Below are 17246 nucleotides of genomic sequence, written 5' to 3'. Positions count from 1 at the left end.
TCGGCATCCGTTTGGGGCTCAGAACGAGTACCGGACGCCGAGATAGAGATGGTCGTTCCTGTCATACTGGCCAAGGTCGTTGCGGCGGTCGCCGCCAAAAAGCATGTAGCCGGCCAGGAAGTGCAGATCGTCGCTGTATTCGTATTCGGAAAAGATCTCCACGCAGTAATCCCCGTTGCTGGCGAAAAGCTCCCCGCGTATGCCGGCCGTCAGGCTCTCGTCCAGGAATTTGTCGGAGACGGACCAGCTGATGCCGTAGCGGTCCCTGTCCTTGCCGGGCACGGCATCGCCGTCGTGGCTGAAAAAGAAGGCCTGGAGGTTGACGTTCAGGTTTGTCAGAAAATTCCTGTCCCATCCGAGGATGGCCTCGTAGTCCGTGCGGCGCTCCACCGTGATCTCGTCGGACTGGAAGGGATAGCCCGCCTTGATGGTGAATTCGCCCCGGAAGGTGGAGTCCCACAGGGATACGGCGGTATTGATGCCGAACGCCGTATAGGGCTCGTAGATCTCCTTCACCAGGGCCTGCATGCGCTGCCTGTCCAGCCTGGCCGTGTAGAGAGGCTTGTGCTCGTAGCCCCGGTAAAAAAGGAAAGCCACGTCATAGCCCGGGCGGAAAAATTTGAGCCGCGCTGCCGCTTCCGGCTCGAAAGGGCCGTCCTCACGCTGGCGGCGGACGAAACCCGCACGGGCGTACTGGCGCAGGGTCCGCAGCGAGCTGTCTTCCCAGGGCGAGCCGTATTCGGGCAAGCGGCTGAAACGGGGGAAGGGGATGAGCACAAGGTCGAGCAGGCCCGCGCCGTCGAGGTTGGCCCGCAGGTCGACGGCCCCCACCGAAAGCCTCTGGCTGCTGCGGGCTGTGGCGATGGGGTTGCGGAAGTCCACGGGATTGATGATGTCGAAGGTGCTCAGGCTGTCGGCTTCTCCCCAGCGTATCTGCTGCATGCCGATGATGAGGTCCAGATACCGGGAGTCCAGGGTCACATAGGCCTCGCCCAGTTCGGGCGTCACGATGTGTTCCTCGGAGTCCCGGCGCCCGGGCACGGAAAGGTCGGCATCCACATGGCCGCTGACGTAGCCCCGTATCCAGGAATCCTGGTTGATATTGGCTTCGAGCCGGAAGCGCTGGGCCGCGGACAGGGGGGTCGCCTTGTAGGGCGACTGACGGTAGGTCGTTTGCAGACTGCCGGACAGTTTCAGCCAGTCCGGCATGAGGGGCCTGTCCCCGTCCGCTCGGGAAAGGGAGGGGAAGAGCAGCAGGGCGGCAGCCAGCAGCATGGCCGCGGTACGGAAGCGGACAGAGCTAGCGCTGCAGGGCGCTGTGCTCGAAATAGGCGTCGCTCAGGCCGACGTCATAGCGCAGGTTGGACCAGTCGATGACGGTGAAGGAGCCTTCCCTGGGGCGTTCGACGCGCATCTGCGTCACGGTCCAGATCCCGTCGATCTTTTCCTGGCGGGAGAAGAAGAGTTTTTTCACCAGACGGTCTTTCTTGTCATAGTAGTCCGCCCGCAAACGCAGCAGGGTATCCTTGCGCACCCACTGCACCTGGCGGGAATACTGGGTCTCTTTCCCCTTTTTGGGGGTGCGTTCCAGGACATAGCAGTCGATGCCGTCCACGTTCTCCTCGCCTTGCAGCAGGTAGTCGTACTCGTCCACGTCATCGAGGTTCTGGATGTCTTCATTGGAGAGGTCACTGCGCATGAATGAGGCGAACTTGCTGGAACCGCTGATGCGGCGGACAAGGCTCTCGGCCGGCAGGTAGACCCACATGTCGTCATCCTGCTCCAGGCCGCGATAACTCCAGACGAGATATTTGGTGCCGTTGACGTCGGCGGGCCTGTCGAACACGATCAGGCTGTATTCGTCTTTGCCGTCCTTGCCGAAATGCTTGGAATAGGTCTTGAAAGAGCGCGTCAGCACCTTGCCGCTGCGGTTGATGCTCATGACGGCTTCGCTGTAGGAGTCCTGGCTCGTGTCGACCTGGTCCATCCGGACGGCCAGATCGTAGCCCGCCTTGACGGGGTCTGTGATCGCGGGAGCGGCCTGGGCGCTGCCGGCAAGGAGCAGCGTGCAGAAGAAAAGGGCAAAGAGTCTGTGCGATGCGATGGTCATGGAGTTCTCCTTTCGGGATGATGGTGATGCTCAGGCACGGACCTGCGGCTCGTGTTCCTTGCCCAGGGGCTTGAGGAAGGAGAGCAGGGCCGGGGAAAGGGTGAGGTCGGCGAGGCAGCCCCAGAAAAAGGCCGCCGCCCCAAGGATGCCGAATTGCCCCGTGGTCCTGACGGCAGAAAGCGTGAAGACCAGGAATCCCAGCATGAGGGATATGGTCGTGAAGGTGACGGGCTGTCCTACCGTGCGCACGGTCGCCAGCAGGCTTTCACGATAGGTCCCCTTGCGGGCGAACATGCGCTGGAAGGTGACGTAGAAGTGGGTGGTGTCGTCCACGCATACGCCGATGATGACCGAGGAGAAGATCATCAGGACAAGGCTCAGGTCGATACCGGCAAGCCCCATGAGGCCCATGGGCATGAGGATGGGCACGATGTTGGGCAGCATGCTGATGCAGCCCAGCACCACGGAGCGCAGGCACAGGATCATCATGAGGCCGATGGTGATGACGGCGCTGGCAAGGCTGGCGGCCTGGCCGGAACCCACATAATCGGCCACGGCGGTCAGCCAGGCCATCTGGCCCGTGTATTCCACGCGCAGCCGTCCGCCCAGCCGGTCGCGGACGAAGGCATCCATCTCCTGCATGAAGGCCCGTACTTCCTGGGTGCCCATATTCCGTGTCTGGATATGGATGCGCGCCACATCGCTGAGCAGGCTCAGCTCCCTGTCCAGGTTCTTCCCGCCCGACGTTTCGTAGAAGAACAGGTACTGGCCGGCCAGTTCCTGGGAATCCGGCAGGCGGTGGAAGGCCCCGTCATCCCCGTGCAGGACTTCATTGATGCGTTTGATGATGTCCACGATGCTGTGGGTCTTGACGGTGCCGGGCAGGCTTTCGGCGTGGCGCTGCAGGCGCTCCATGTCCTGCAGGAAACGGAGCTCGCGGGCGCCGTTGGCCTTGCCGCTGTCCACCATGATCTCCAGGGACATGGAGCCGCCCATGAAGGTATCGAAAAAGTCGGAGTCCCGGCGCAGTTTTTCCGAGGTGCTGATGTCCTTGACCGTGTTCGTTTCCACCACGACCCGCTGGTACAGGCAGGCACCGGCCAGGGACGTCACGAGGAAAAAGACGATCACGAGACGCGCATGATCGATGGACCAGCGGGCCAGTCCTTGCAGGGCCGCATCGAGGCGGCAGAGCAGACGGTCATGGACGCCCCGCCGGATGGTGGCCTCCTGTTCCGGGCGGATCATGTAGGCGATGGGCGTCAGCGTGATGGCCAGGACGAAGGCGATGGCCACACCGATGGCGGAGTAGATGCCGGCCATGCGTATGGGGATGATGTCCGTGGTGAGGAAGGAGAGGAAGCCCATCATGGTCGTCAGCGACGTGAACAGGCAGGGGATGAAGACCTCCCGCATGGTCTCGACCATGGCTTCATGATGGACGGTCCCCCGACTGCGGTGCAGGTGGTACCCGGCGATGATGTGCACCGTGTCCCCGATGCAGACGGAAAAGAGCATGGTGGGCAGCATGATGTCCATCATGGAAACGGTCCAGCCCGCCAGGCTGATGATGCCCATGGTCAGGATGATGCTGATGCAGATCACGGCCACGGGAGCGATGACGGCCCGGATGCCGTTGCCCATGCGGAACAGCAGCAGGGCCTGGAGCATCAGGCAGACCAGGGTCAGCTTGACGGTCTCCTTGCGGGTGATCTTGTCGCTTTCGTAGTCCTGGACGGGCGGCCCGGCCAGATGGGTTTCCAGAGAGGCGAATTCCGGCCGTTGCAAGACGCGGTACACTGCCGGGGCGATGTCTTTGCGCGGGTCGTCGGCCCCGTCGGGATAGCGTTCGCATTCGAGCACTATGGTGGCGATGGTGGCGTCGGGCGAGATCAGGACGTTCACGAAGTCGTCCAGGGCCAGAGCTTCTTTTTTGAATGCCCTGATGGCCTCGGGATCATCAGGGATCTCTTCGAGGCCGGGACCCACCATGACCTCGTCCCCGTGAGCGCGGATGTATTCCGCCGACCCCAGCCACTTGACCTCCCTGATGTGGGGCACGTCCTTTTCCAGGGCCAGCGCCAGGGAATCCAGGAGTCGCAGCGTGTCACGGTCGAAGATGTCCCCGCCGTTCCTGACGGCCACATAGACGAAGTCTTCATTGCCGAAGAGCTCCCGGAAGCGTTCGATGGCCACGACGGCGGGATCGTCGTCCGTGAAGAAGGATTCATCGGAGTTGTCGAAGCGGAGGTCACGCATCAGGAAAAGGGACCCGAACGTGAGCACGGCCACCAGCAGAAGGACGCCGTAGCGCCAGGTCTCCAGAAAGCCGACGAACGTGCGGGCGCGGGTCAGGGCGCGGGACTCCTTCATCGGGTCTGCTCCAGCATGCGGCCGAGTTCCTCACGCAGGAGCATCAGGAAGGTGTCCTCGTCCTTTTTGAGGAAAAAGTGGTCGCCCGGCAGGATGTGCGCGGCGAACGCCCCGCGGGTCTGTTCCCGCCAGGCCTCGAGGTCCTGCCGGCAGACTTCGTCATCGGCGTCCCCGGAAAAGACGCACAGGGGCACATCCAGGCAGGCATCGCAGACATAGCTTTCGTCCATGGCGAAATCCGCCCGCAGCAGCGGCCGGAACATGCGCATGAGATCCGGTTCGCGCAGGATCTCTTCCGGGGTCCCTGCCAGCTGCCGCAATTCCGCGTCGAAAGCCTCGTCGGGAAGGTCGCTGAGCAGTTTGCGGGGCGGCATGTGGACGGGGCGGCTCCCCGAGACCAGCAGCAGAGCGGGCGGACGGCCCTGGAGGACAAGGCGGCGCGCCACCTCGAAGGCGATTTTGGCCCCCATGCTGTGGCCGAAAAGGATGCAGGCGCCGTCGAACCAGCCGCGGCCTTCCTCGGCTTCGAACAACGCATCGGCCAGGCGGTGGATGCTGTAATAGCGCGGTTCGCGGAAGCGTTCCTCGCGACCGGGCAGCTGTACGGCCCGGACATCGGCCAGGCCCCGGAGGTTCCTTTCCCAGTTGCGGTAAAAAGAGGCGCCGCCTCCCGCATGGGGAAAACAGAACATCTTCGGCCGGGCGGGAGAGGCGCCGGCGTTCCCGGAAATCTCCTGCGGCCCCGCGAGCCATTTGCCAGTATCCATGGTTCCTCCTTGTCGTCATGCTGCCCGTGCCGGGTCGTCCCCGGCACGGGCAGACCGGTTAGGCGTGTTTTTTCAGTAGACGGGCCAGTCTGGCGGCGATGGCATCCACGCTGCCGGGATCATGGAGCAGGTTCCAGTGGTCGGCATCCACGGCCAGCTCCTCGAAGCCCGATCCCGCCAGTCCGCGCCAGTAGGCCGTGCGGTCGTCGTCCTCTTCCATGCTGTTGCTGCGGACGTAGAGCACGGGCAGGCCTTCCAGGGGCTGCGGCGCATAGGAGCGCAGGGCCCTGAGGTTGGCGTCGATGATCTCCATGACCCGTCCGGCCATTTCCAGGTCGTCCTTTTCCACGGCAAGCTGTCCGCTGCTGCGCAGGGCCTCGGCCAGGACGCGGGCCCGTGCGGGGGCGTCCAGTGCGGCCAGGTCCCCTTCGCTCATGCCCAGGGCCGCAAGGGCCTTTTGGGGCGCGGGGGCCACAAGCCCGAGCAGGGCGGCAGGATCATGGGCGCGGCTGTCATAGAGGCTGTCCCAGGCGGGCTTTGAAGGCGGATCGAGCAGGACCAGCGGCAGCAGGTGTTCTCCCTGGCCGCCGGCCAGCAGACGGCGGGCCGTTTCCCAGGCCAGGAAGGCCCCCATGGACCATCCGCCCAGCAGCAGGGGCCGCGGGAGCCCCTCCACGGCCTCCAGGGCCGCGGTGACCATGTCCGGGAAGGCGGTACGCAGGGGACCACCATCAAGACCGGCGCTCTGGAGGGCATGGAAGGAGACCTCTCCGAGCTTGGCGGCCAGCGGGGCATAGGCGTTCACGAGGCCTTCCACGGGATGCATCATGCACACGGTCGCGGGGCCGTCAGCGTCATGCAGGCAGACCAGTTCGCCGGCAGAGGCACCCGGCTTGTGGTCCACGAGGGCGGCCTGTGCGGCCACGGTGGGGGCCTGCAGCAGGTCACGCAGGGTCAGACGGCAACCGAACTCCCGCTCCAGCTGCCGGAGCAGCTGGAAAGCGGAGAGGGAGTCCCCACCGCTCAGGAAGAAGCTGTCCGTCACGCCCACGTCGTCCACCCTGAGGACGTTTTTCCAGATGGCGGCCACGGCCTGTTCCGTCCTGGTCCGGGCGGTGACGCCCGTACGGGGGCGCTGCCGTACGGCACCGCCTGACAGGCGTTTCCTGTCCACCTTGCCGTTGCGGGTCAGGGGCATCCTGTCCAGCAGCGTCCACGAGACGGGTATCATCCAGGCAGGCAGGTGCCCGCGCAGATGGTCTTCCAGAGGACGGGGCGTGAAGCGTGCCACGGACGACGGGCCTTCGCTGAGGATGACCTCCAGCCCCAGACGGCTTTCCAGGGAAGCGGGGGGCATCAGGAAGGACGGCCGGGAAAGGCCCGCCTCCGTCAGCGCCTTCGTCCACAGTTCACGGGTCAGCAGCGGCTGCTCGGGACGGAATTCCTCGTCCCGGGCGCTGTCGAAGCCCTGCTGGAGCCCCATGCTCAGGTCGAAGGGCAGCTGGAAGACGGTCTCCTCCTGCATGAGCAGGATCCCGGACGGCTTGAGCAGGCCCGTCAGGTACTTCAGGCTCCGCCTGATGTCTGCCGCATCATGCAGGACATTGCCCGCAAGGATGAGGTCATAGCCATGCGGCTCGAAGCCCATGAGGCGGGGATCCTCATCAAGGTCCAGCAGACGGTAGTTGACGAAGGGATAACCGGCGAACTCCTCGCGGGCCTTGTTCAGGAAGAAGGGGGAGATATCCGTGAAGTCATAGGTCACGCCGCCGTCCGGCAGGCCGGGCAGGACGAAGCGCGTCACGGTGCCGTAGCCGCCGCCGACTTCGAGGATGCGGAAACCGTTTCCGGAAGCCGCCGCCAGCCCGGTCACCAGATCCGCCGTCAGCCGGTTGCTGGCGCCGAAGATTTTCTGGTAGAAGCCGGGCACTTCCGCGGACGTGTAGAATTCCGCCGAGTGCACGTCTTCCCTGAGGATGGCGGGGAGCTCGCGCACGGTGCGGGCCAGCAGGGCCATCTCCTGCGGGCTGTAGCCCAGTTCTCCGGCCCTGTCGGCGCAGAAGGCCAGGCAGGCTTCCCTGTCGGGAGCCGTGCCGCGACGCTGCCATACGCCGTCCCCGTCCCTGTCCGCGAGGCCCAGATCGTGCAGGGCCTTCACGGCCCGCGCCAGCCAGCGCCCGTAGCGGGGACTGATGCCGCTGTCGTGCAGGAAGGTCTCCGTGTCACGGTAGCCGTGCCCGAAAAAGCCGAGCTCTTCCAGGGCCGCGGTGACGGCAGCCGCATAGAGTTCCTTCATCTTGTCCCAGACAGGCAGGAAGCGTTCCTCGTCAAGGCCTTCCCGGCCGTCCGCCCGGAGCGGGAGCCCGTCCTCCAGACGGCTTGCGGCGCGTTCTTCCCGCACGATCTCGCCCCGGTGTCCGGGATCGGCTTCCACATAGGCTGTCAGCGACAGCTCGCCTTCCGCGCCCTTGTGGAGCAGGACGGCCGCATTGTTCACCGCAGGATGGGCCTTGAGCACGGATTCGATCTCGCCCGGTTCCACGCGGTAGCCGTGGATCTTCACCTGCTCGTCCTTGCGGCCGAGGAATTCGAGGGTGCCGTCGTCGTGGTAGCGTGCCGTGTCTCCCGTGCGGTAGAGACGGGGATGCCCGTCCCCGGCCGGCAGGAATGCCCCGGCCGTCTTTTCGGGATCGTTCCAGTAACCGAGGGCCAGGCCGTCTCCGCTGATGTAAAGGTCTCCGGCGACCCAGTCGGGACGCGGCTGGAGACGGTCATCCAGGACGGCGAAGGCCTGGTTGGCCAGCGGTCTTCCGTAAGGCACGGAGGCCCAGCGGGCATCGTCCGGGCCCGTCTCGTGGAAGTTGGACCAGATGGAGGCCTCGGTGGCGCCGCCCATGGCCATGACCCGGATGCCCGGCACGGCATCGCCCCAGGCCGCGTCGTCGCGGGAGAGGCGGCGCAGGGCCTCGGCGTAGGCTTCGAACATGGCATCGATCATCCCGTCAGGGAAGAGATCGCGTACATAATCGAAGACGATGCGCAGCTCGCCGTCCACTTCGAACAGCTGATGGTCGAGCCAGACCTGCGGGGTCTGGGAGATGCTGTAGACCTCGTGCCCCATCTGCCCGAGGGCAAAGGTGCCGGAAGAGGATTCCATGGACAGGGCGCTGGTGAAGATCACGGGCATGATGCCCGCCGCCGTGCCGCGTCTGCGGCCCAGTTCGCGCAGGACGCGGATGCCGCTGAAGGAACGGTGTTCCATGTCGTCCCACAGGCGGCTCCACAGCCGTCCAGCCCGGGTCTCGAAGCTCCCTCCCTGCGTCAGGTCCACCGCCAGGAGGCTGTTGGAGGTGAATTCGCCGACTAGGGCATTGACCTGACGATGCAGGGGCAGGCGGTTGAACAGGGTCAGATTGATGCAGAAGCGCTTTTCTTCGCTCCAGCACCCCAGGACTTCGGCGAAGGTCGCCAGGGCCACGGCCGTGGGAGCCAGGCCGCGGGCGTCGCCGCGCTGTTTGATGCGCTGCCAGGTCTCCTTGTCGAGGGTCGTCATCCTGCGGCTGAAGACGGGGCGGTCGATGGCGGCAGGGCTGGTGGCCAGCGGCAGCCGCGGCGCGGCGGGCAGGTCATCCAGACGGGCGAGCCAGTAGTCGCGGTCCCTGGCATAGATCCCGGTGGCCCGGTAGCGTTCCTCGGCCAGACGGTAGTCCCGGAAGGTGATGTCCAGCACAGGGAGCTTGTCCTCCTGGCCATTGTAGATGAGCGAGAGCTCGGCGAGCATCTGGCTGATGCCGTGGAAATCGCTCAGGATGAGGTCGAAGCTGAGGTGGATGCGCAAGGCATCATCGGGCAGCAGGGAAACCTCCACCCGGAAGTTGGGCCAGCGGCCCACGTCCAGGACTTCGTGGGACATCTCCATGCGGATGCGCTCGAAGTGGGCCGCGGCTTCCTCCGGAGAGCTCTGGCGCAGGTCATGCCGCCGGATGGTGTAATGCGGGACTTTCTCCAGCACCTGCTGGCGTTCGCCGTCGAGGATGATCGTACGCAGCATAGGCTGGCGGAGGATGAGACGGTTCCAGGCCTCTTCATAGCGGTCGGCGTCCAGGCCCCGGGCCTGGGCTTCGAAGTAGAAGTGGCAGCTGACGCCGCCGAGGGCCAGGCCGGACTGGTCGCGGCCTATCCAGTAGGCCTGCTGCATGTCCGAGAGCGGGAAGGGCTCGAAAGCCTCGTCCGGCGCGGGGACGAGCAGGGCCGAAAGGCCGGCGCCTTCCTCCTTCGTGGCGGGGGTGCCGGACTGCACGGCCGGTGCCGTTTCCTCTTCGCCGGAGGCCGGGCCGAGGTCACGGGCGAACCTGGCCGCCATGGCCTGCACCGTGGGCGTGGCGGAGACTTCGTGCGGCGCGATGCGGATCTTCAGATCCCGGCTGATACGCTGGAACAGGTCGAGGCTGATGAGCGAATCCATGCCCAGGCTGGTCAGGTTGACATCCTCGGGGATGGCATCCTCTTCGAGGCGCAGGAAACCGGCGATCTCTTTCTTGAGATAGGCGCGCAACCGTTCTTCCCTTCCGCTCATGGGAAGGGCGCGCAGTTCCGCGGCAAGCCTGCTGTTGCCCGCGGTCTCGGCCGGGCGGGCGGCGGCGGGGCTGTGCCGGAGCTCTTCGTACATGGCGGCGCCGGCAGTGGCCTGCAGGATGGGCAGCATCCGGTTCCAGTCCATGCGGGTGACGACATTGCTCCCCTCGCCGGACGCCATGAGCCTGTCGAGGACGGCAAGTCCTGTGGCCGTATCGAAGCCCTCGACGCCCTGCTGGCGGATGCGGTCGAGGATGCCCAGACGCACCACGGTCCCCAGCTCGCCCCAGGCTCCCCAGTTGATGCTGAGGCCGGGGAGGAAGTCAGCGCGGCGGGCAGCCACGAGGGCGTCCATGAACGTGTTGGCGGCCACGTGGTTGGCCTGGCCGTGCGTACCGAAGACCGAGGCGATGGAGGAGAAGACCACGAAGTGGTCGAGCGCCAGATCGCGTGTCAGTTCATGCAGGAACCAGCTGCCGTCCACCTTGGGGGAGAGGACGGTATTGAAGCGGGCCCAGTCGAGACGGGACAGGGGCGCGTCGTCCAGCAGGCCGGCCAGATGGAAGACGCCCGCCAGCGGCCTGGGAGAGGGCAGCAGATGCGTGCCGAACGCCTCGGCCAGGGCGGTCCTGTCCGTCACGTCCACTTGCAGGAGGCGGACATCGCATCCTGTGGCGGCGATCTTTTCCACCGCGGCCGCGCCGGCGGAACCGGCCTCAGGCAGGCGGCGTCCCAGCAGCCACACCTGTCCGGCACCACGGGCAGCTAGGTGGGCGGCCAGCGCCAGGCCCAGGTCGCTCAGGCCACCAGTGACGAGGTAGGCCGCCTCCCGGCGGATGCCTTCGTGCCTGGGGGCAAAGTCGTTGCGTACGACGACCTTGCCGATATGGCGTCCTTCGAGCATGTAGCGGAAGGCGTCCCTGGCGGCATCCATGGTGAAGACGCGCCGGGCTATGGGGGTGTAGTGCCCGGCGGCAAAACCTTCCATGACGGCGGCGAAGATGCCGCGCATCTGCGCCTCGTCCTCCTTGCCCAGTTTTTCAAGGTCGACGATGTGGTATTCGATATCGTCACGGATGGCCGCCACCTGTGCGGGCGTGCGCAGATCGGTCTTGCCGATCTCGATGAAACGGCCACCTTCCGTCAGGCAGCGCATGCTGCTGTCGGCCAGCTCGCCGGTAAGGAAGTTGAGGACCACGTGCACGCCCTGTCCGCCTGTGGCCTTGAGGACCCGGGATTCGAAGGCCGTGGAGCGCGAGGAGAAGACGTGCTCTATACCCATGGAGCGCAGCAGGGCGCGTTTGCGCTCCGTGCCCGCCGTGGCAAGGATGACCGCGCCGCGTGCCCTGGCGATCTGGATGGCGGCAAGGCCCACGCCCCCTGTGGCCGAGTGCAGCAACACCCGTTCGCCGGGCTGGAGGCGTGCCGCATGGACGAGCGCCTGCCAGGCGGTCATGAAGACGGTGGGGATCACCGCAGCGTCGGTGAACGGCATGCCTTCCGGTATGGAGGCCGCAAAGGCTTCCCGGGCATAGACGTGGGAAGCGAAGGGGCCGTACACGGTGGTGAAGACCCGGTCGCCGGGGCTGAAGCGGGTCACGCCTTCACCAACGGCGGAGACCGTGCCCGCGCAGTCGAGCACCAGGGTCCTGATCTTGTCGGCCACGCCCATGGCTACCATGACGTTCTGGAAGTTCATGCCGTAGGCTTCGGACGCGATCTCGATCTCGCCGGGCCCGGGAAGACGCCGCTGCAGCGGGGCGACCCGGATGTTCTCGATGCCCGCGCCGCCGAGATCCAGATGGTAGGCCTGCGTTTCGGGACGGGCCAGCGGGGCGTTGCGCACCTGCCGGGCGGCAGGCAGGCCGCGTACCAGACGGGGGGCCAGCAGGCTGCTGCCGCGCAGGGCCAGCTTGTCTTCCTTGTATCCGCGGGCGGTCAGCAGGCCGCACAGAGTGGGAAGCTGGGCCTCGGGAGCGGCCACGGGGTCCATGTCGATGATGACCGGCGCGATGTTGCCCAGTTCGTTGGCCACGGATTTTTCCAGGCCCCAGAGCAGGCTTTGAGCGGGGACGGGCTGATCCGAAGCGCGGGCGGCCTGTGCCTGGCAGGTCAGCACGGCCAGGCGCACGGACGGGCCGTCCTCCTGTGCCGCCAGAGCCTGGGCCAGATGCAGGAAGGCCTGGGCCGTATGGTTCTTGAAGGGAGCTTCGCCGCCGCTGCCCAGGAAGTCGGTCTCGTAGCAGTCCAGGCCCCAGAGGAACACGACGCCCCGGGGCGTGCCGCCCTGCCGCCAGTCGCGGATCAGACGGGCGAAGGCGTCGGCATCGCCGGGATCGACGGCAGCCATGTCGTCAGGATGTCCCGTACCGGCGCAGGCCGCGAGCATGGCCGTAGCGCCCTGCTGTTCCAGCGAACGGGCGAGGGCACGGGCAAAATCCGTATCGCGACCGGCCAGGATGAGCCAGTGCCCGGCAGCGTCCCCGGATTCCGGCATCAGGGCCTGGCGCCAGACCACGTCATAGCACAGGTCGGTATGCTGCCGCTGCCCGGCCTTGAGCAGTTCCAGCGTCTCCTTGTTGGTACGGCGCATGGTAAGGTTGACGATCTCGCAAACGGGCTCGCCTTCGGGGGTGAAGATGGTGAAACTGGCAGAGAACATCTCCTGCCGGAAGCTGTCGCCTTCCTTCATGACGGCCCGGCACCAGACCGTTTCGGGCGCACGCCCGTGGAAGATGACTTTTTCCACGCTGAACGGCATGAAACCGTTGCCCGTGAGGTCATCCTCGGTGGCGGCAAGAGCGGCGACCATGCTTTGCAGGCAACTGTCGAGCAGGGCCGGGTGGATGATGAAACCGCCTTTTTTGCCGCGTTCGGCGCTGTCCAGGGCCACTTCGGCCACAGCTCCGCCCCGGGTGCGCCACAGGCGCCGCAGGCTGCGGAAGGCCGGACCGTACTGCACGGCCCCGTAGGCATCGAATTTTTCGTAAAAGGCCTGTACGTCCACCTCGTCGCAACCTTCACGCAGGCGGTCCAGGTCGACGTTTTCGGCAGAGCGCTCGTGGGCGGGGGCGAGCTGGCCGGAGACATGCTGGTGCCATTCCCCCTGTCCTTGTCCGGCGCCCCGGCTGAAGATCTCGAAATCGGCCCCGTTTTCCGTGGGAGAGACAAGGACCTGTACGGTGCGTTCGCCTTCGTCGAGCATGAGGGCCTCGCGCAGCACCACATTCTCGAGCCGGATACGGTCCGTACCGAAATGATCCATGCCCGCGGCGGCGGCCAGGTCGAAATGCGCCGTGCCCGGAACGACCACGATGTCGAAAACGCGGTGCTGGGCCAGGAAGGGTTGCAGGGTGCCGCTCACCGCCGCCGTATACTGGCTCACGGCCAGGGGGGAGGAGAGGCGCCGTCCCAGCAGGATATGGCCCGTGTCGTCTCCGTCCGGTGCGTCCGTCCGGGCGGGCGCGATCCCGGTACTGAAGGCCTGGCGGCTGCCGTTGCCGTTGCGGGCGATGATGACATGTTCGTCAAGGTCGCCGTCGGCGGGGGCAGGGTAGCAGGCCGTCCTGTCGAATCCTTCCGTGTCCAGCAGGTGGGTCCAGCCCTCGGCGGTCAGGAAGGGATTGTCGCCGCGCAGCTCCCCGTCACGCAGTTTGTCGAGCAGGCAGCCGAAGGATATCTCGAAGCCCATGGCCGGCCGGGGCAGGGTGATCTCCCGCAGGAGGAGCAGGCCGTCCGCGGCCAGCACGGCGCTGATGTGGCGCAGGGCGGCGGTCAGGTCGGCAGTGGCGTGCAGGACATTGGCGCAGACGACGATATCGAACTCGTCGGCATGGAAGCCCTGAAGGAACGGGTCGCGGCTGATGTCCAGCGTGGCATATTCCACGAAGGGGAAGGCGGCGAAGCGGTCCCGGGCCCGGGCCGTGAACAGGGGGGAGACGTCCGTATAGACATAACGGGTGCGTCCTGCGGGCAGGACGGGCAGCAGGGCCGAGGTCGTCCCGCCCGTGCCGGCGCCGATCTCCAGGATGGAGAGGGCGCGGTCCATGGGCAGGGCATCGGCAAGGGCCTTCAGGCTCCTGGCCATGATCCCGTTATAATAACGGCTTTGCGGGGTATCCTGGTAGATGCTCTCCACGGCGTCAGGATTGCCGCCGGGGAACATGACCTGTCTGGGATCCTTGCGGCCTCCCAGTATCTCGCGGAAATTCTCGCCGCAGCGTTTCATGAACGAGAGCAGCGGGATGTTGTCCAGGACAAGGTCCTGACGTTTTTCATGGCATCCTTGTGGCATGGTCATTTCTCCATGTTTCCTATGATTGACGGTCAGAGAGGCCGGAGGCCTCCTGCCGGTCGAGCAGGCTGGTCACACGATCCCTGAGATCCCTGTCCGGAGCGGCCGGGCGGCCGTAAGAGCCGGCGGCGTCACGGGCCAGGAGGCCTTGTTCGGCCAGGTTCTCCAGCAGGCGCGGAAGAAGCTGGTCGAACCGTTCCGGCAGGCCTATGCGTGCGGCGATGTCCCGGGCGGTATGGAAGCCCTCATCCGGGAAGGCCCCCAGATCCGTCAGGGCCTCGAGGGCATAGCCGGAGCAGAAGGTCTCGATCATCCGGGCATGCTCCCGGTATTCGGTGCCGTCGGGGCGGTCGTCTTCAGCGCCGGAGGCGGATTCGGCAGCCCGGGTCAGGCGCTGCCAGATGTCGTCCTGCGAGGCGGCCGGGGCGGCGGTGCTTCCGCTGGCTATGCCGCGGAACGAGTCGTCCACCCAGTGGCGTTCCCCCTGGAAGGGGTAGAGGGGCAGGTGGAGGCGGCCCCAGTGCTGGTCCTGGGCAAATGCTGCCCAGTCCACATCCGCTCCACTGCGGTAGAGGGCGGCCAGGGCCTCGCATGTCTGGCGCCATTCCGGGGTCCCGGCATGCATGGCGGCGACCCAGACGCCGTCTTCCCCGCTGTTCTCCAGGGCCTGTTCACGGCGGCAGAGGGCCGTCAGCACGCCGGACGGGCCCAGCTCCAGCCAGGCCGCGGGAGCCATGTCCCGCAGCGTGCGGAAGCCGTCGAAAAAGCGCACGGTGGAGCGGATATGCCGCACCCAGTAGTCGGCCCCGGAGATCTCGGCAGGCCCGACCAGCCGGCCGGTGACATTGCTGACTACGGGCAGGCCGGGGGCGTCATAGGCGATGCTTTCGGCCACACGGGCGAAGTCGTCGAGGATGGAATCCATCAGGGAAGAATGGAAGGCATGGGAGACCGGCAGGTGGCGGATGCTGATGCCCAGGCTCCCGGCCTTGTCGGCGATGCGGGCAAGGTCTTCCAGCGGGCCCGACAGGACGGTCTGCGTGGAGCCGTTGACGGCGGCGATGCCTGTCCGTTCCGGCGTGCCGCAGGCGGCGAGCAGGGCGAGGACGTCCTTTTCGGAAGCCAGCACGGCGCTCATGCCGCCCCCGGCGGGCAGGGAGGCGATGAGGCGCCCCCGTGCGGCCACAAGACGTGCGGCATCCTCCAGGCTGAACACGCCTGCCAGGGTCGCGGCCACATATTCACCGATGCTGTGCCCGGCAGCGGCCAGAGGCTGGATACCGAAGGACTGCCACATCCGGGCAAGGGCATATTCCAGACTGAACAGGGCCGGCTGGGTGAAGGCGGTGTTGTCGAGCAGCGCGGCCTTGTCGGCGTCCCACATGACGCGCAGCAGGGGCTCGGGCAGCAGAGGGTCGAAAAGGCGGGCGCAGCGGTCGAGCTCCGCACGGAAGCACGGCTGCGCCTGGTAGAGTTCCTTCCCCATGCCCGAACGTTGCGCCCCCTGACCGGTGAAGAGGAAAACGGGCCTGTGTTCGTCGCCCGTGTTCGTGGCGGTCCACTCCCCGTGCGTCATCGCCGCGTCAAGGCCGGAGCGCAGTTCTTCCAGGCTCTCGCCTACCACGGCGAGACGGACGGCGTGATGTTCCCGGCCTTCCTGTGTGGTATGGCAGAAGTCGGCCAGATCGAGACCGTCGGCATCCTGCCCGGCCAGGAATTCCCCATAGCGTCCTGCCAGTTCCTTCAGGGCCTTTTCGCTCCTGGCGGAGACCACCATCAGAGGGTTGGCGACAGCCCCCGCACTGCGGGAGCTTTCCCGCTGCGGCGCTTCCTCGAGGATCAGGTGGGCATTGGTCCCGCCCACACCGAAAGAGCTGACGGCGGCGCGCCGGGGGGAGAAGCCCTGCGGCCAGTCGATGGCCGTCTTGTTGACGAAGAAGGGGGTGGACGCGAAATCGATACGGGGGTTGGGGCTGTTGAAGTGGCAGGTAGGGGCAATCCGGGCGTGTTTGATGGAAAGGATGGCCTTGATGAGGCTGGCCACCCCCGCCGCCACTTCCAGATGGCCGACGTTGCTCTTGACCGATCCCAGAGCGCAATAACCGCGTGCGGGGTTGTTGCGGGAGTAGATGCGGTTCAGGGCCTCGACCTCCAGCGGGTCACCGAGATAGGTGCCGGTACCGTGCCCTTCCACATAGGCGATGGTGGCGGGATCGACGCCGCTGACGCCCAGGGCCTCGGCGATGACTTCGCTCTGGCCTTCGAGGCTGGGCGCGGAATAGGCGACCTTGGAATTGCCGTCGTTGTTGATGGCCGTCCCCAGGATGACCGCGTGGATGTCGTCGCGGTCGCGCAGGGCGTCTTCCAGGCGTTTGAGCAGCACGACGCCCACGCCGTTGCCCGAGACGATGCCTTCCGCCTGGGCGTCATAGGGGCGGCAATGCCCGTCAGGCGAAAAGATCATGCCTTCCTGGTAAAAATGGCCGTGCTCCTGCGGGATGTCGATGCCGCTGGCGCCGGCAAGGGCCATGTCGCACTCGCCGTTGAGCAGGCTCTGGCAGGCCAGATGCACGCTGACGAGGGAAGTGGAGCAGGCGCATTGCAGGTTGAAGGCCGGGCCCCGCAGGTTGAGCTTGTAGGAGACGCGGGTGCACAGATGGTCGCGGTCCGTACCGATATGGCCCTGCATGAAGCGCGCTGTGCCGTAGTCCGCTAGGTCGGCGCACATATAGTTGACGTAGTAGGTGCTCAGGCGCGTGCCGCCGAAGACGGCGACGGCGCCGGGATAGGTATAGGGATTGTAACCGGCATCCTCCAGGGCGTGCCAGAGGTCTGCAGGAACTGGCATTGCTGGGGGTCGATGCAGATGGCTTCTGTCGGGGTGTAGCCGAAGAAGGCGGCATCGAACAGTTCCGCATCTTCCATGATGCCCGCGGCCCTGACATAGGTGGGGTCGGCTATGGTCTCCGGATGGATGCCTGCCCCGCGCAATTCGTCGTCCGTGAAAAAGGTGATGGACTCGGTCCCGCTGACGAGGTTTTTCCAGAATTGCCGGGTATCATTGGCACCGGGGAACCGGCAGTCCATGCCGATGACGGCGATGGCGTTCTCCGGGACCTTGTTCGTT

At 65.9% G+C, this 17246-nt stretch carries 6 protein-coding genes and 1 pseudogene; all 7 read right to left on the bottom strand.

Translation table 11 applies throughout. From position 1 onward, the window contains the following. Positions 1 to 18 precede the first annotated feature (18 nt). A complete protein-coding gene (locus tag HF854_RS01105; protein ID WP_168934624.1) occupies positions 19 to 1275 on the bottom strand; it encodes a DUF1302 family protein in 1257 nt (418 codons plus the stop codon). Between the two features lie 25 nt (positions 1276 to 1300). Further along, positions 1301 to 2110 carry an outer membrane lipoprotein-sorting protein gene (locus HF854_RS01100; protein WP_168934623.1) on the bottom strand — a complete coding sequence of 270 codons (810 nt, stop codon included), beginning with the start codon at positions 2108 to 2110 and terminating at the stop codon, positions 1301 to 1303. A 30-nt stretch (positions 2111 to 2140) separates the two neighbouring features. Next, positions 2141 to 4483 (bottom strand): efflux RND transporter permease subunit, encoded by a 2343-nt coding sequence (locus HF854_RS01095; protein WP_168934622.1) that lies wholly within the window; start codon positions 4481 to 4483, stop codon positions 2141 to 2143. Continuing rightward, on the bottom strand, positions 4480 to 5250 hold the full coding sequence (locus tag HF854_RS01090) for a thioesterase II family protein (protein WP_006003916.1): 771 nt from the start codon (positions 5248 to 5250) through the stop codon (positions 4480 to 4482). Before HF854_RS01090 ends, HF854_RS01095 begins: the two co-directional genes overlap by 4 nt. 58 nt (positions 5251 to 5308) lie before the next feature. Beyond that, positions 5309 to 14119 carry a KR domain-containing protein gene (locus HF854_RS01085; RefSeq protein WP_168934621.1) on the bottom strand — a complete coding sequence of 2937 codons (8811 nt, stop codon included), beginning with the start codon at positions 14117 to 14119 and terminating at the stop codon, positions 5309 to 5311. Between the two features lie 19 nt (positions 14120 to 14138). After that, positions 14139 to 16163 (bottom strand): acyltransferase domain-containing protein, encoded by a 2025-nt coding sequence (locus HF854_RS12625; RefSeq protein WP_346765643.1) that lies wholly within the window; start codon positions 16161 to 16163, stop codon positions 14139 to 14141. After that, positions 16158 to 17206: pseudogene (locus HF854_RS12620) on the bottom strand (beta-ketoacyl synthase N-terminal-like domain-containing protein); the annotation flags it as partial. The gene HF854_RS12625 and the pseudogene HF854_RS12620, both read right to left, overlap by 6 nt. Between the last annotated feature and the right edge of the window lie 40 nt (positions 17207 to 17246).

This window comes from Desulfovibrio piger (assembly GCF_012843875.1).
GTDB lineage: Bacteria > Desulfobacterota > Desulfovibrionia > Desulfovibrionales > Desulfovibrionaceae > Desulfovibrio.
The sequence above is the reverse complement of the archived record's forward strand: the minus strand, read 5'-3'. Positions and strand labels throughout refer to the sequence as shown.